This is a genomic window from Lysobacter changpingensis, from assembly GCF_017308985.1.
Classification (GTDB): domain Bacteria; phylum Pseudomonadota; class Gammaproteobacteria; order Xanthomonadales; family Xanthomonadaceae; genus Lysobacter_J; species Lysobacter_J changpingensis.
This window is the reverse complement of the sequence record NZ_JADWPE010000003.1, coordinates 500,396-514,961: the sequence shown is the minus strand read 5'-3', so window position 1 is coordinate 514,961 and position 14,566 is coordinate 500,396. Positions and strand designations below refer to the sequence as shown.

Genomic DNA, 14,566 nt, shown 5'->3' with positions numbered 1-14,566 from the left:
CTATGTTCAAACCCATCCCCGTCGCCATCGGTCTGCGCTACCTGCGCGCCAAACGGCGTAATGGCTTCATCTCCTTCATTTCGCTGGCCTCCATCGCGGGCATCGCGCTCGGGGTGACGGCCCTCATCACCACGCTGGCGGTGATGAGCGGCTTCCAGCGCGAGATCCGCGACCGCATGCTGCAGATGGCCGCGCACGCGACCGTCAGCGCCTACGGCGAACCCCTGACCGACTGGCAGACCGCGGTCAGGCAGGCCGTCGCCGACAAGCGCGTGGCCGGTGCGGCACCCTACATCGAGAAGGAGGCGCTGCTCTCCGGCGCGCGCAACCAGCCGGCGCTGGTTCGCGGCGTACTGCCGGACCAGGAGGGCAAGGTCTCGGTGCTCGCCGACAAGATGGTGCAGGGCAGGCTCGATTCGCTCGCGCCGGGCAGCTTCAACATCGTGCTCGGCAAGGAGTTGGCGCTGTGGCTCGGCGTCGGCATCGGCGACAGCGTGGTGATGACCACGACCGACTTCCGCAGCACGCCCCTGGGGGCGGTGCCGCAGCTCAAGCGCTTCACCGTCAGCGGCATCTTCGAGGCCGGCTACAACGACTTCGACAAGGGCCTGGCCGTCACCAACATGCACGACATGCAGCGCCTGCTGCGCATGGGCGAGGGCGTCACCGGCGTGCGCCTGCGCCTGCACGACATGGACCTGGCGTGGGACGTGGCGCGCGACCTGGCCGTATCGCTCGGTGGACCGTACCGTGTCAGCGACTGGACCAGCGAGAACGCCAACATGTTCCGCGCGCTCAAGATGGAAAAGACCATCATGGCGATCCTGCTGTCGCTGATCATCGCGATGGGCGCGTTCAACCTGGTCTCCTCGCAGGTGATGCTGGTCACCGACAAGCAGGCCGACATCGCGATCCTGCGCACGCTCGGCCTCACGCCGGGCGGCGTCATGCAGGTGTTCGTCGTGCAGGGCACCCTGATCGGCGTGATCGGCACCGTCCTCGGCGTGATCGGCGGCATCGTGCTCACGCTCAACCTCGAACATATCCTCAAGGCGATCGAGGCCGTGCTAGGCGTGCAGTTGCTGCCCGAGGACGTCTACTACATCACCGGCCTGCCCACCGACCTGCAGGCCAGCGACGTGGCGATCATCGCCGCCGTCGCGCTCGTCATGGCGTTCTTCGCCACCATCTATCCCGCCTGGCGCGCCGCGCGCACGGCGCCGGCGGAGGCGCTGCGCTATGAGTGACACCATGCAGTCGACCAAGCACCAGGGCGAGGCGATCCGCGCCGAAGGCCTCGCGATGACCTACGCCGAGGGCAAGCTGCGCACGCCGGTGTTCGCGGGGCTGGACCTGGCCGTGCAGTCGGGCGAGACCGTCGCGATCCTCGGCGCGTCCGGCGCCGGCAAGAGCACGCTGCTGCACCTGCTCGGCGGACTGGACACGCCGACGGCAGGCGAGGTGTTCGTTGCCGGGCAGAGGATGAGTTCGCTCTCCGACGCGGACCGCGGCGCGTTGCGCAATCGCTCGCTCGGTTTTGTCTACCAGTTCCACCACCTGTTGCCGGAATTCACCGCGCTCGAGAACGTGATGCTCCCCGTGCTGCTGTCCGGCGCGCACGTTCCCGACGCGAACCGCCGGGCGAAGGCGCTGCTGGAGTCGGTCGGCCTCGGCCATCGTCTCGATCACAAGCCGGGTGAATTGTCGGGTGGCGAGCGCCAGCGCGCCGCGGTGGCGCGTGCGCTGGTCAACCGCCCCGCGTGCGTGCTCGGCGACGAGCCCACCGGTAACCTCGACGAGAAGACCGCCGAAACCGTGTTCGAACTGATGCTCGCGCTCAATCGCGAACAGCACACGGCGCTGGTGCTGGTGACGCACGATCGCCGCCTCGCGCGCCGCCTCGATCGCGTGCTCGAACTGCACGAAGGCAAGCTGCGCCAACTTGCACCGGACGAGGTCTAGTCCGTGGCGGCAGCGGCAGGGATGCCGCCTTTCGGAATCGCCGCCGCGCTCGGCCTGCTCGCCGGCGTATGCACCTGCCTGTGGTCGCCCTGGCTGTTGCCGTGGTGGGTGTCGGCGTTCCTGCTGGTGCTGGCCGCAGGGTGCTTGTGGCGTTCGATCAGGACGCCTTCGTCGCGCGCGTTGCTGTCCGGCTGGTGGCTGGCGGGCGTGGCGCTCGCCGGGTTGCACGCCGCACACGCGCTCTCGCTGCAACTTCCGTCCGAGCCCACGCGCCATGACGCGGTGGTCACAGGACGCATCCTTGACCTGCCCGAACACGAGCCGCGGCGCACGCGCTTCCTGTTCCGCGTCGACGATGACGTGAACGACGCACGCCTGCGTGGACGCGATCTGCGCCTGGCGTGGTACGAGGACGATCCCGCCCGACGCAGCACGCTGCGCGCCGGCCAGCACTGGCGTTTCGACGTGCGCCTGCGTGCGCCGCGTGGCCTGCGCAATCCCGGTGGCGCCGACGCGGAGAAGTACGCGATGGCGCAGCGGATCGCCGCCATGGGCTACGTGCGTTCGCCCGGAACCGCGAAGCTGCTCGCGCCGGCACACGGGATCGATGCGTGGCGCGATGGCATGTCCGAACGGATCGCGCACGGCGTGGATCGTCCATCGGCGCGCTTCATCCGCGCGCTCGCACTTGGAGATGTGCGTGGCCTGGACGACCCGGACTGGACGGTACTGCGCGCGAATGGGTTGACGCACCTGATCGCGATTTCCGGCTTCCACGTCGGCCTCGTCGCGGGCTTCTTCGCGCTGCTTGTGCGGGCCGTCTGGTGGCTGTGGCCGACGTTGGCCCGGCGTGTGCCGGCGCCGATCGCCGCAGCGGCGGGCAGCGTCATCGGCGCCGGCCTGTACACCGCCGTCGCCGGCTTCGCGCTGCCGACGGTGCGGACCGCGCTGATGATCGCCATCGTCGCCGGTCTGCGCGGATTGCGACGGCGCATGTCGGGCGGCGAGTGCCTCGCGCTCGCCGCGTTCGCGATGTTGCTCATCGATCCGCTGGCCGCACTGTCGGCGGGTTTCTGGCTGAGTTTCGCCGGCGTGGCGTGGCTGCTGTGGTGCCTGCCCGACAGCGCCGGACATGCCGTGCGCGATTTCCTGTCGGCGCAGGGCGTCGCGTCGGTCGGCCTGCTCCCGGTGGCCGCGATCCTGTTCGGGCAGGCTTCGCTCGCCGGCCCGCTGGCGAACCTCGTGGCGGTGCCGTGGTGGAGTCTCGCGGTCGTGCCGCTCGCGCTGTTCGGGCTGGGAATGGAGACGCTGCACGCCGGCGCGGGCGAATGGGCCTGGCAGCTCGCGGCGTGGTGTTTCGATCTCAGCTGGCCGCTGTTCGAATGGCTCGCCGCGAGCCCGCTGTCGGTGTGGTGGCTCCCCGAGCCGCGCTGGTTCGCCTTGCCGCTCGCGCTGCTCGGCGCGTTCTGGTTGCTGCTGCCGCGTGGCACGCCGGGGAAAGCGCTGGCCGCGCTGCTGTGGCTGCCCCTGTTGTGGCCGGACCGTCGCCTGCCCGCCACCGGCGAGGCCGAACTCGTGATGATCGACGTCGGGCAGGGCCAGTCGGTCCTGGTGCGCACGGCGCGCCATGCGCTGCTGGTGGACATGGGGCCGGCGGTGCCGGACGGCTTCGATGCCGGCGAGCGGGCGGTCGTTCCCGTGCTGCATGCGCTCGGGGTGTCGCGGCTGGATGCGGCCGTCGTGAGCCATGGCGACAACGACCACGCCGGCGGTTGGCCGGCCGTTTCGACGCTGTTTCCGGCCCAGGCGCTGTTCGCTCCCGAAGGCGTGCGCATCCAGGGGGGGCGCCCGTGCCTGGCCGGCGAGGGCTGGACCTGGGACGCCGTCCGCTTCCGCTTCCTGCATCCGCCGGCCGATTTCCCGGATCTGGGCAACGAGTCCAGCTGCGTGCTGCGGATCGAGGCCGGCGCGCGTTCGGCCCTGATCGCCGGCGACATCGGCGAGGTCATCGAACGACGGCTCGCGCGCGAGTCGCCCGCCGACGTCCGGGCCGACGTCGTGGTCGTCGCCCATCACGGCAGCGGTGGCTCGTCCGATCCCGCCTTCGTCGCCGCGACCGGCGCCTCGCAGGCGCTGGTGTCGGCCGGGCACGGCAACCGGTTCGGCCATCCGCGGCCGTTCGTGGTCGAGCGTTGGCGCCACGCCGGGGCCGTCGTGCACGACACCGCGGGCGAGGGCGCCGTGCGCGTCCGGCTGCAGGAACGTGGCGTCGAGGTGGAAGCGCGACGGCAGGCACATCCGCGCCTGTGGGATGCCGCGCGGCGCGGGGACTCGCGTTCGGCTGGGCTATCCTATCGGGAAGATCGAGACGGCCGAGGGCCGGAGGGGTAGTTCGCGTGCTGGAACTGGTCAAGGCCGGCGGTTGGCCGATGATTCCGCTGTTGTTGCTGTCGGTACTGGCCCTGACGCTGATCGTCGAGCGCGCCTGGACGCTGCGCCGCAGCGCGGTCCTGCCGGCGAACCTTGGCAAGGAAGTCCGCACCTGGGCGGGCAGCGGCAAGCTGGACCCGGCCCATATCGAATCCCTGCGCCGCACCTCGCCTCTGGGCGAACTGCTGGCCGCCGCGCTCGACGTGCGCCTGCGCCCGCGCGACCAGATCCGCGAGCGCATCGAGGACGTCGGCCGCCATCTCGTCCACAAGATGGAGCGCTACCTGAACACGCTGGGCACCATCGCCGCCGCCGGCCCGCTGTTGGGTCTGTTCGGCACGGTGGTTGGCATGATCCAGATGTTCCTGGGCATCCTCGACCACGGCATCGGCGACGTGAACCAGTTGGCCGGCGGCATCGGCAAGGCGCTGGTGTGCACCGCGACCGGCATGATCGTCGCGATCCCGGCGCTGGCCGCGCATCGCTGGTTCCGCGGCCGGATCTCCGAATACATCGTCGCGATGGAGCACGAAGCCATCGCGCTGATGGACACGCTCGATACGCGCCCGGCCACCGCCGTGCGCGCGCCGCAGGCCGCCTGAGGCACGCCGTACAATGCGTATCCGCGACCACCGCGCCGACGACGAGCCGCACATCGATCTGGTGCCGCTCATCGACGTGATCCTGGTGCTTATCATCTTCTTCGTCGTCACCGCCACGTTCGACGCGCGATCGGTGCTCAAGCTCGAACTGCCGCGCGCGACCGGCGAAGCCGCCAACGACACGTCCAAGGCGTTGATCGTGCTGGTGAACGCCGACGGCCGCTATTTCGTCGACGATCGCGAAGTGCTGCGCAGCGATGTCGAATCGCTCAAGAGCACGATCGCGGAGGTCGCCGGCAGCGACCGCGATCGCCCTGTCATGCTGCGCGCCGACGCGCGCACGCCGTACCAGGCCGTCGTCACCGTGTACGACGCACTCGGCCAGCTCGGCTTCCGAAAGGTGATGAACGCAACCGCGCCGCAGACGCGCGAAGCCGCCGCGGAGGCTTCGAGGTGAGCGACGACGTGTCGCCATGGAAGACGTATCGCCGGCTGCTGCATTTCGTCACGCCGTACCGCGGCGTGCTCGTGATCGCGCTGTTCGGCATGCTGATTGAGGCGGCGGCCGCGGGCGCGTTCACCAAGCTGATGAACCCGATCGTCGACGAGACGTTCGTCACCCGCAATCCGAGCGTCAACCTCCTGCTGCCCCTGGCGATCGTCGGCATCTTCATCGCACGCGGCGTGGCGGGCTACCTCACCGATACGTTCATGGCGCGCGCCGGTCGCAGCATCGCGCGTGACCTGCGCGTGCAGGTCCTTGGCAAGTACCTGCGCCTGCCGGGCCTGCGCTTCGACACCGAGCCGGTGTCCTCGATGCTCACGCGCCTGGGCTCGGACAGCGACCAGGTCGCTCAGGCCGCGATCGACGCGGCCAAGGTGATGCTGCAGCAATCGCTGCAGGTGCTGGTGATGCTGGGCGTCATGCTCTACACGAGCTGGCGCGTGACGCTCGCGGTACTCCTGCTCGGTCCGTTGCTGGCGTGGACGATGGACAAGGTCGGTCGCCGTTACCGCCGCATCGGCCATCGCATCCAGGAGAGCGGTGCGCAACTGCTGCAATCGGCCGACCAGGCGCTGTCGAATCACCAGGAAGTAAAGATCTATGGCGCGCAGGCCACCGAGCTGTCGCGTTACAGCGGCCAGGCAAACCACCACCTGCGCCTGAGCCTGAAGGTCGAATCCACGCGCAGCATCTCCTCGGCGATGGTGCAGCTGATGGGCGCCATCGGGCTGGCGATGCTGCTGTTCTTTGCCGGGCGCGAAGCCATGCAGGGCCGCCTGACCGCCGGTGAATTCGTGAGCCTCATGGTCGCGATGCTCGCCGTGATTCCCGCGCTGAAACAGCTCACCAACGTGCAGGGCATGCTGCAGCGTGGCGTCGCGTCGGCCGAGCGCCTGTTCGACGTGATCGACACGCCGGACGAGATCGACACCGGAACGCTCCCGCTCGAACGCGCACAGGGCCTGCTCGAATTCCGCCACGTCACCGCGCGCTATCCCGGCCAGGCCGAGCCCGCGTTGTCTGACATCACGTTCGAGGCGCGCCCCGGCACGGTCACCGCGATCGTCGGCCGTTCCGGCAGCGGCAAGTCGACGCTGATCAAGCTGATTCCGCGCTTCTACGACGTCGAGAGCGGGGAGATCCTGCTCGACGGCCATCCGCTGCAGGATTATCGGCTCGCCGACCTGCGCCGCCAGGTCGCACTCGTCGGACAGCAGGTGATGCTGTTCGACGGCACCATCGCGGCGAACGTCGCGTACGGCGAGATGCAGACGGCCGATGCCGCGACGCTCGAACGCGCGGTGCGCGGCGCCAATGCGATGGAGTTCGTCGAACGCCTTCCCGAAGGTTTGCAGACCGACATCGGCGCCAAGGGCGGCCGGCTGTCGGGCGGTCAGCGGCAGCGCCTGGCGATCGCGCGCGCGATGCTGAAGGACGCGCCGATCCTGATCCTCGACGAAGCCACCGCGGCGCTCGACACCGAATCCGAGCGCCTCGTGCAGGGCGCGCTCGAGACGCTGATGCCCAACCGCACCACGCTGGTGATCGCGCATCGGTTGTCGACGATCGAACATGCCGACCAGGTGCTGGTGCTGGACCAGGGCCGCATCGTCGAACGCGGGACGCACGCGCAGCTGCTCGCGATGGGCGGGCTCTACGCGCACCTGCATCGCATGCAGTTCCGGGAAGCCGAATGAACACGGGTTCGATGAAGACCGGCGCGGTGACGAATCAGAAGGGCAGGGCACGGTGAGCAAAGGCCCGGTGAATCCTCCGGCGTACTGGTACGGCGACCTGCCGGTGCCGGTCGGCGCGCGCCTGCTGTCGGGCGTGTACGCCGCGCTCAGCGGCTTGCGTCGTGGCGCGTATCGCAAGGGCTGGTTCAAGCGCCGCCATCCGGGCGTGCCGGTGCTGGTCGTCGGCAATCTCACCGCCGGTGGCGCGGGCAAGACGCCGCTGACGATCGCCCTGGTCGAACGCCTGCGCGCGGAAGGCTGGAACCCCGGCGTCGCCAGTCGTGGCTACGGCCGCAGCGATGCCGGGACCGCGCGATGGGTCGACACGCGCAGCGACGCCTCGGAGTCCGGCGACGAACCGGTGCTGATCGCGCAGCGCACCGGCGCACCCGTGCGCGTGGACAAGGACCGCGCCGCTGCCGCGAAGGCGCTGGCGGACGCGGGTTGCGATCTGGTCATCTGCGACGACGGCCTGCAGCACTACCGCCTCGCACGCGACATCGAGATCGAAGTCGTCGACGGCCGCCGCCGTTACGGCAACGGCCGCCTGCTACCCGCCGGCCCGTTGCGCGAACTCCCCGAGCGCGCGCAGGACTGCGATTTCCGCGTAGTGAACGTGGGCACCGGCGGCGCCGACACCGGCTTCGGCGAATGGTCGATGCGGCTGCTCGCCGACGCGGCCGATCCCATGCTGGGCGGACGCGCGCGCAAGCTTGGTTCGTTCTCCGGCCAGCGCGTGCATGCGGTCGCCGGCATCGGCGATCCGGAGCGTTTCTTCGCGACGCTGCGCGACTTCGGCATCGCCGTCGTGCCGCATGCATTTTCGGATCACCACCAGTACCAGGCCGAGGATTTCGAATTCGGCAGCCGCGAACTGCCGGTGCTCATGACCGAGAAGGACGCGGTCAAGTGCGCCGCCTTCGCCGACGACCGTTTTTTCAGCGTGCCGGTGCGCGCGGAGCTGCCGGAGGCCTTCTGGGTAAGCCTGCTCGACCGCGTCGCGGCGAAGGCATCGCACTACCGTGGCGCACCAGGAAACACGACCGCATGAACACGCCCGATTTCGTCGTCGCGATTCCGGCGCGCTACGCCGCCAGCCGCCTGCCGGGCAAGCCGCTGCGCGCACTGGCGGGCGAGCCGCTGGTTCTGCACGTCGCGCGGCGTGGGCTCGCGGCCGGTGCGCGCGAGGTGTGGATCGCCACCGACGACGACCGCATCGCCCGCGCGCTGGACGGCGCGGGGGTGCGTGTGGCGATGACCTCGCCCGATCATGCTTCCGGCACAGACCGCCTCGCCGAATGCGCCCGCCTCGCCGGCTGGAGCGACGAGACGATCGTGGTGAACCTGCAGGGCGACGAACCCTTCGCGCCGGCGGCCGGCATCCGCGCGGTCGCCGAGCTCATGCGCGCGGGCGATACCGAGATGGCGACGCTGGCCGCGCCAGTGAACGACGTCGAAACCCTGTTCGATCCGAACGCGGTCAAGCTCGTCCGCGGCGAGGACGGCCGCGCGCTGTATTTCAGCCGCGCGCCGATCCCGTGGCCGCGAGACGCCTTCGCGCGCGATCGCAGCCGCATGCCGGAAGGCGGGCCGTGGCTGCGCCATATCGGCATCTACGGCTATCGCGCCGGCTTCCTGCAGCGCTTCGCGGCGCTGCCGCCGGGGCGGCTGGAGGCGATCGAATCGCTGGAGCAACTGCGCGTGCTCGAGGCCGGGTTCCGCATCGCCGTGGGCATCACGCCGGCGCCATTCCCGCCCGGCGTCGACACGCCCGAAGACCTCGCCCGCGCCGAAGCCTGGATTTCCGCCGGCCATGGCTGAGCCCGTCCGACTTCTCGTCGTCTGCCTGGGCAACATCTGCCGCTCGCCGGTCGCCGAGGGCGTATTGCGCGCACGCATCGCCACCTCGACCCTGGCCGGGCGCGTGGAGCTGGATTCTGCCGGGACCGGCGACTGGCACGTCGGCGAGCCGCCGGACCGGCGGGCGATCGCGAATGCCGCCGGCCACGGCGTCGACATCGCCGGCCTGCGTGCGCGCCAGTTGTCCGCATCGGATTACCGCCGCTTCGACTGGCTGCTCTGCGCCGATCGCGCCAACCTGCGCGACGTGCGGGCGCGCGCGCCGGCCGATTCGCACGCGCGCATCGCGCTGCTGCTGGACTGGGCGGGCGTGGAGGACGAAGGCGAGATTCCCGACCCGTACACCGGCGGTGCGTCGCAGTTCGAGCATGTCTACCAGCTGTTGGATCGCGCCGCCGACGGGGTCATCGCGCGATTGCGCCATGAATACCCGTCGCGCCTGGGCTGAACGCGCGTTTCCAGTCGCCTGTGACCGACACGGACACGTCCGGAACGGCCTTTCGCCTTGCCCTGTCGCATAATCGGCCCCATTCCTGAGCCGATGTTCATGACCGCCATTCCCGCCATCGTCCCGTCCCACGCCGCCACCGCGCGACGCGTCCGGGCGTGCCCCGGCCCGGGCTGTGCAGGGCCCGCGCATTCATGAGTCGTGACGCCGCACCGGCCTTCGACGGCAAGGCCTTCGTCAAGCACCTGAGCACCGCGCCCGGCGTCTACCGGATGATCGCGGCGGACGACAGCGTGCTCTACGTCGGCAAGGCCGGCGCGCTGAAGAACCGCGTTTCCAGTTATTTCAACGCGACGCCGAAGTCGGCCCGCATCATGGCGATGCTGGCGCAGACCGCGCGCATGGAAGTCACGGTGACGCGCACCGAGGCCGAAGCGCTGATCCTGGAAAACCAGCTCATCAAGTCGCTCAAGCCGCGCTACAACGTGCTGCTGCGCGACGACAAGAGTTACCCCTACGTGCTGATGACGCAGGAAGCGTGGCCGCGCATGGCCATGCATCGCGGGCCGCGTGCGATTCCCGGCCGCTATTTCGGCCCGTACGCGAGCGTTGGCGCCGTGCGCGACACGCTCAACCTGATGCACAAACTGTTCAAGCTGCGCAGCTGCGAGGACAGCGTGTTCCGCAACCGTTCGCGGCCGTGCCTGCAGCACCAGATCGGACGCTGCAGCGCGCCGTGCGTCGGCCTCGTCGCCGCGCGCGATTACGCCGAAAGCGTGCGACGTTCCGGACTGTTCCTCGAAGGCCGCAGTGATGAGCTCAGCGAGGAACTCGTCAAGTCGATGGAAGCGGCGAGCGTGCGGCTCGACTTCGAGGAAGCCGCACGTCTGCGCGATCTGGTGCAGTCGATCCGCAGCCTTCAGGCGCGGCAATACGTCGACGGCCGCGCGGCCGATCTCGACGTGCTGGCGATCGCGACGCACGGCGTCACCGCGTGCGTGCTGCTGCTCGCGTTCCGCGACGGTCGCAATCTCGGCACGCGCGCGTTCTTCCCGAAGACCAACGGCAGCGAGAACGCCGAGGAAGTGCTGGCCGCATTCGTTTCGCAGTACTACGGCGAGCAGACGCCGCCGCGCGAGATCGTGCTCGATCGCGACATTCCCGATCGCGAACTGATCGAACATGCGTTGTCGAGCACGTCCGATCGCCGCGTGCAGATCAAATGCAACGTGCGCGCCGAACGCGCCGGTTACGTCGATCTGGCCCGTCGCAACGCGGAACTGGCGCTCGCCGCCGAACGCACCAGCCACGCCGCGCAGCACGCGCGCGCGGACGGACTGCGCGACCTGCTCGGCCTGCAGGCGCTGCCTTCGCGCATCGAATGCTTCGACATCAGCCACACCATGGGCGAGGCGACCGTGGCCTCGTGCGTGGTGTTCGACGCGCAGGGGCCGGTGCGCTCGCAGTACCGCCGTTTCAACATCGCCGGCATCGAACCGGGCGACGATTACGCCGCGATGCACCAGGCGATCGAGCGCCGCTTCCGCCGCGCGGTGGAGGAGGGCGGCGTGACGCCGGACATCCTGCTGATCGACGGCGGTGCCGGCCAGGTGGCACAGGCGAGGGCGGTGCTGGACGACCTGGGCGTGGAAGGCGTCGCGCTCGTCGGCGTGGCGAAGGGCCCCGAGCGCCGCCCGGGCGAGGAGGAACTCCTGCTTCCCGACGGACGGACCGTGCGTCCGGGCGCCGAGTCGCCCGCCCTCCAGCTGGTGCAGCAGGTCCGCGACGAAGCGCACCGTTTCGCCATCACCGGCCACCGTGGCCGCCGCCAGAAGGCGCGCAACACCAGCCGGCTGGAAGACATCGCCGGCATCGGCCCGCGCCGGCGCGCTAACCTGTTGCGGCATTTCGGCGGACTGGGCGGGCTGAAGGCGGCGGGAATCGAGGAAATCGCACGCGTGGACGGCATCAACGAAGCGCTCGCCGAGCGCATCTATGCGACCCTTCATGGCCTGGACGTGCCCGATAAACCTCTCGAACGGCCCACGCAACCGGAAGCACCCGAACCCACCAGCAACGCACGGAGCGAAGGATGAAGTTGACCGTACCCACCATGCTGACCTTGCTCCGGATCATGCTGATCCCGGTGCTCGTGCTGGTCTTTTACCTGCCCTACAAGTGGACGAGCTTCGCGGCCGCTTTCATCTTCGCGTTCGCGTCCATCACCGACTGGCTCGATGGCTGGATCGCGCGCCGCTACAACCAGTTCTCGGCGTTCGGCGCGTTCCTCGACCCGGTGGCCGACAAGCTGATGGTCGCCATCGCGCTGCTGCTCACCGTGCAGAAGCATCCGACCGTGTGGATGGCGTTGTGGGCGGCGGTGATCATCGGTCGCGAAATCGCGGTATCGGCGCTGCGCGAGTGGATGGCCGAACTCGGCCAGCGCGCCACCGTGAAGGTCGCGACAATCGGCAAGATCAAGACCATCGTGCAGATGGTGGCGCTGGTGTGCCTGCTGTACCAGGAACCGTTCCTCGGACTGAACATTTTCCTGATCGGTGAATGGTTGCTGGCTGCTGCGGCATTGCTGACGCTGTGGTCGGGATTTGCCTACCTTCGTGCAGCGTGGCCGGTATTGCGCGAAGACGCGCGTTCATAGAGAATATGCGCATCGCGAACGCCGACGCGTTCGACGATCCGACCGGGAGATGGCAGCCCGATCGGCGGTTCGGGAAGCCCGGTGACGGGGCCTCCCACGGAGTGAAAAAGGTGTTGACACTTTTCATTCCATGCCTAAAATGTCGCTTCCTCAGCGGGAATAGCTCAGTTGGTAGAGCACGACCTTGCCAAGGTCGGGGTCGCGAGTTCGAGTCTCGTTTCCCGCTCCAGTTTCTGACAAGGCCCCGTTCTCGGGGCCTTGTCGTTTCAGGCCCCCATGCGTGAACGGGGCTGGAATATGAAAGAATCCGGCCAGCGGATTCGAGTCACCGGCCTGGTGGCAGAGTGGTTATGCAGCGGACTGCAAATCCGCGTACGCCGGTTCAATTCCGACCCAGGCCTCCAGCAAGACGAGCCCGACCGAAAGGTCGGGCTTTTTCTTTGGCGCCGTCCATGCAGCCGACGCATCGCCGTCGCGTAAGCTACGCACGCGCTCCAGCCCGGATGGCGGAACAGGTAGACGCAGCGGACTTAAAATCCGCCGGCCTCGCGGCCGTCCCGGTTCGATTCCGGGTCCGGGCACCAGTCGAAAGAGGCGCATCAGGATTTTCCGACGCGGAATCGGACAATTCCCATGGCTGTGGCGAACGCCGCTTCCTACCATTTCGACATCGCGAGCGACTCCGCCTGCGTGTCCGTACCGCAGGAACTTCCCGGCGGGTTCCCATCGATCGTTCCGGCGCTCCCATCCGGCGTGCCGAGCATGCATTGCCGATGCTCACACTCCTTCGTACACGACGCCTACGCGCGGAGCGCGAATCCGCGGCACGATACCTCGGCCCCATCCGACGGCAGATCCGCACGACACCGCTGGCGGCGCCGCCGTCTCCTTGGCGCGTGTCGGGCGTGTTCGCGGTGCCGCAATTGGATGCCATCGGGTTCGATCGCGACAGCGAACTGCTGCTGGTTCTTTCGCGTGACGGCCGGGGCGTGATCGATTGCGCCACGGGCGAAAAGATCGCACGCAAGAGCGGCACGCAGCACGATGCCAAGCCGACGCACCTGCTCCAGGCGAAGGGCATCGGTCCGCTCGAACACACCGATATCGTCATCGCAGGCCGAAAGGGCGGCGGTTTGCCGCGCGCCACGCACGATGGCTGGTCGCTGGAACTGGTCACGCTCGAATGGCCGACGCAGGAAGTGCTGCTGGTGCCGCCCGGGAGCGCGTTGTTCGTGTGCCATGAAGACGAAGACGCACGGTTCGTGCGCATCGAGAGCGACCCGGAAATCCACGCGTGCGGATTCTCATACTCCGGGGACAGTCTGGTGATCGCCGCCGGCGACGATCTGACGATCTACCACCGCGGTTGATCGGCGTCGCATCGCAGCTGGCTGATACTTTCTCGCGCACCGCCGATCGCATCGCGGATCCATCGCTAGACTCCGGTTCAGCCACAGGATCCACGCGATGTACGACCTGCACTGCCATCTCCTTCCAGCGATAGACGACGGTCCGGTCGATCTCGACACCGCACTGGAAATGGCGCGGCTAGCCGTCGCCGACGGCATCACGACGATCGCGTGCACGCCGCACATCTACCCGGGCGTCTACGAGAACACGGCGGACGGGATCCGCAGCGCGATCGAACTGTTTCGGAGCGAGCTTGCCGGGCACGGCATCGCCCTGACCCTGGTGGAAGGCGCGGACGTTCATCTCGCGCCCGATCTTGCCGATGGCATTCGCAATGGACGCATTCCCACGCTCGCAGCCTCGCGCTATCTGCTGCTCGAGCCTCCCCATCACGTCGCCCCGCCTCGCTTCGAGGAAGCGGTCTTCCAGCTCATGTCGCAGGGCATCGTGCCCGTCATTACCCATCCCGAGCGATTGAGCTGGGTGGATTCGCACTTCGACGTGTTCGCGCGGCTCGCCGAACACGGTGCGTGGATGCAGATCACCGCGGGTGCGCTGACGGGGCGCTTCGGTTCGCGGCCGCGGACCGCCGCCGAGCGCTTCGTGGGCGAAGGGTTGTGCATGATCCTCGCTACCGACGCGCATCATCCGCGACGACGCCCGCCGTTCCTCATGGAAGCGCGCGAAGCGGCGACGCGTCTGGTCGGGCGGGAAGAGGCCGAGCACCTGGTGGTGACGCGGCCGGCGGGAATCGTGCAGAACCTTCCGCCTGGCGATCTCCCGCCCGCGCCGTCCATCAACCTTGCCACTGCGAGGCGCGCGAGTGGAGGCGGTTCGCAAGGCGGATTGATCTCGCGGATGCTCGGTCGCTGGTCGCGCGTCTAACGGGCACGCGTAGAAAGAGTCTCGGTCCCGGTACGGCGGTGCGTCAGGAGCGAACACGATAATAGCTGG

The 14,566-nt window shown here is 68.7% G+C and carries 12 protein-coding genes, 3 tRNA genes and 1 pseudogene; all 16 read left to right on the top strand.

The annotated features are described in order from the left end of the window. The first annotated feature begins 2 nt into the window (after positions 1-2). Positions 3-1,247, top strand: a complete 1,245-nt coding sequence (locus I4U41_RS09200) for a lipoprotein-releasing ABC transporter permease subunit (protein ID WP_206860842.1) — start codon at positions 3-5, stop codon at positions 1,245-1,247. Further along, a complete protein-coding gene (gene lolD / locus I4U41_RS09195; RefSeq protein WP_206860841.1) occupies positions 1,240-1,962 on the top strand; it encodes a lipoprotein-releasing ABC transporter ATP-binding protein LolD in 723 nt (240 codons plus the stop codon). The genes I4U41_RS09200 and lolD overlap by 8 nt, the downstream gene beginning before the upstream one ends. A 21-nt stretch (positions 1,963-1,983) precedes the next feature. After that, positions 1,984-4,465: pseudogene (locus tag I4U41_RS09190) on the top strand (DNA internalization-related competence protein ComEC/Rec2); the annotation flags it as partial. Beyond that, the gene (locus I4U41_RS09185) at positions 4,359-4,994 is read left to right on the top strand and encodes a MotA/TolQ/ExbB proton channel family protein (protein WP_206860839.1); all 636 of its coding nucleotides are present in this window, start codon (positions 4,359-4,361) and stop codon (positions 4,992-4,994) included. The pseudogene I4U41_RS09190 and the gene I4U41_RS09185, both read left to right, overlap by 107 nt. A 13-nt stretch (positions 4,995-5,007) precedes the next feature. Then, entirely contained in the window at positions 5,008-5,451 is a 444-nt protein-coding gene (locus I4U41_RS09180) for an ExbD/TolR family protein (RefSeq protein WP_206860838.1), read from the top strand. After that, on the top strand, positions 5,448-7,196 hold the full coding sequence (gene msbA / locus I4U41_RS09175; protein WP_320415163.1) for a lipid A export permease/ATP-binding protein MsbA: 1,749 nt from the start codon (positions 5,448-5,450) through the stop codon (positions 7,194-7,196). The genes I4U41_RS09180 and msbA overlap by 4 nt, the downstream gene beginning before the upstream one ends. A 52-nt stretch (positions 7,197-7,248) precedes the next feature. Next, the gene (gene lpxK, locus I4U41_RS09170; protein ID WP_206860837.1) at positions 7,249-8,286 is read left to right on the top strand and encodes a tetraacyldisaccharide 4'-kinase; all 1,038 of its coding nucleotides are present in this window, start codon (positions 7,249-7,251) and stop codon (positions 8,284-8,286) included. Next, complete coding sequence (gene kdsB / locus I4U41_RS09165) at positions 8,283-9,056, top strand: 3-deoxy-manno-octulosonate cytidylyltransferase (protein WP_206860836.1); 774 nt, start codon at positions 8,283-8,285, stop codon at positions 9,054-9,056. The genes lpxK and kdsB overlap by 4 nt, the downstream gene beginning before the upstream one ends. Continuing rightward, entirely contained in the window at positions 9,049-9,543 is a 495-nt protein-coding gene (locus I4U41_RS09160; protein WP_206860835.1) for a low molecular weight protein-tyrosine-phosphatase, read from the top strand. Before kdsB ends, I4U41_RS09160 begins: the two co-directional genes overlap by 8 nt. A gap of 194 nt (positions 9,544-9,737) precedes the next feature. Beyond that, the gene (gene uvrC, locus I4U41_RS09155) at positions 9,738-11,639 is read left to right on the top strand and encodes an excinuclease ABC subunit UvrC (RefSeq protein ID WP_206860834.1); all 1,902 of its coding nucleotides are present in this window, start codon (positions 9,738-9,740) and stop codon (positions 11,637-11,639) included. Next, positions 11,636-12,202: a CDP-diacylglycerol--glycerol-3-phosphate 3-phosphatidyltransferase gene (gene pgsA, locus I4U41_RS09150; RefSeq protein WP_206860833.1), complete on the top strand. Its 567-nt coding sequence runs from the start codon at positions 11,636-11,638 to the stop codon at positions 12,200-12,202. The genes uvrC and pgsA overlap by 4 nt, the downstream gene beginning before the upstream one ends. 153 nt (positions 12,203-12,355) lie before the next feature. Then, positions 12,356-12,431, top strand: a tRNA-Gly gene (locus I4U41_RS09145). 101 nt (positions 12,432-12,532) lie between these two features. After that, a tRNA-Cys gene (locus I4U41_RS09140) sits at positions 12,533-12,606 on the top strand. 93 nt (positions 12,607-12,699) lie between these two features. Beyond that, positions 12,700-12,786: transfer RNA gene (locus tag I4U41_RS09135), tRNA-Leu, on the top strand. Between the two features lie 321 nt (positions 12,787-13,107). Beyond that, positions 13,108-13,572, top strand: a complete 465-nt coding sequence (locus tag I4U41_RS09130) for a hypothetical protein (RefSeq protein WP_206860832.1) — start codon at positions 13,108-13,110, stop codon at positions 13,570-13,572. A gap of 97 nt (positions 13,573-13,669) precedes the next feature. After that, a complete protein-coding gene (locus I4U41_RS09125) occupies positions 13,670-14,497 on the top strand; it encodes a tyrosine-protein phosphatase (protein ID WP_206860831.1) in 828 nt (275 codons plus the stop codon). Positions 14,498-14,566: the final 69 nt, after the last annotated feature.

Bases quoted from the DNA above. Each gene is read 5' to 3' on its own strand.
- I4U41_RS09200 (WP_206860842.1), top strand. From the start codon at position 3: ATGTTCAAACCCATCCCCGTCGCCATCGGTCTGCGCTACCTGCGCGCC.
- lolD (WP_206860841.1), top strand. From the start codon at position 1,240: ATGAGTGACACCATGCAGTCGACCAAGCACCAGGGCGAGGCGATCCGC.
- I4U41_RS09180 (WP_206860838.1), top strand. From the start codon at position 5,008: ATGCGTATCCGCGACCACCGCGCCGACGACGAGCCGCACATCGATCTG.
- kdsB (WP_206860836.1), top strand. From the start codon at position 8,283: ATGAACACGCCCGATTTCGTCGTCGCGATTCCGGCGCGCTACGCCGCC.
- I4U41_RS09160 (WP_206860835.1), top strand. From the start codon at position 9,049: ATGGCTGAGCCCGTCCGACTTCTCGTCGTCTGCCTGGGCAACATCTGC.
- uvrC (WP_206860834.1), top strand. From the start codon at position 9,738: ATGAGTCGTGACGCCGCACCGGCCTTCGACGGCAAGGCCTTCGTCAAG.
- pgsA (WP_206860833.1), top strand. From the start codon at position 11,636: ATGAAGTTGACCGTACCCACCATGCTGACCTTGCTCCGGATCATGCTG.
- I4U41_RS09125 (WP_206860831.1), top strand. From the start codon at position 13,670: ATGTACGACCTGCACTGCCATCTCCTTCCAGCGATAGACGACGGTCCG.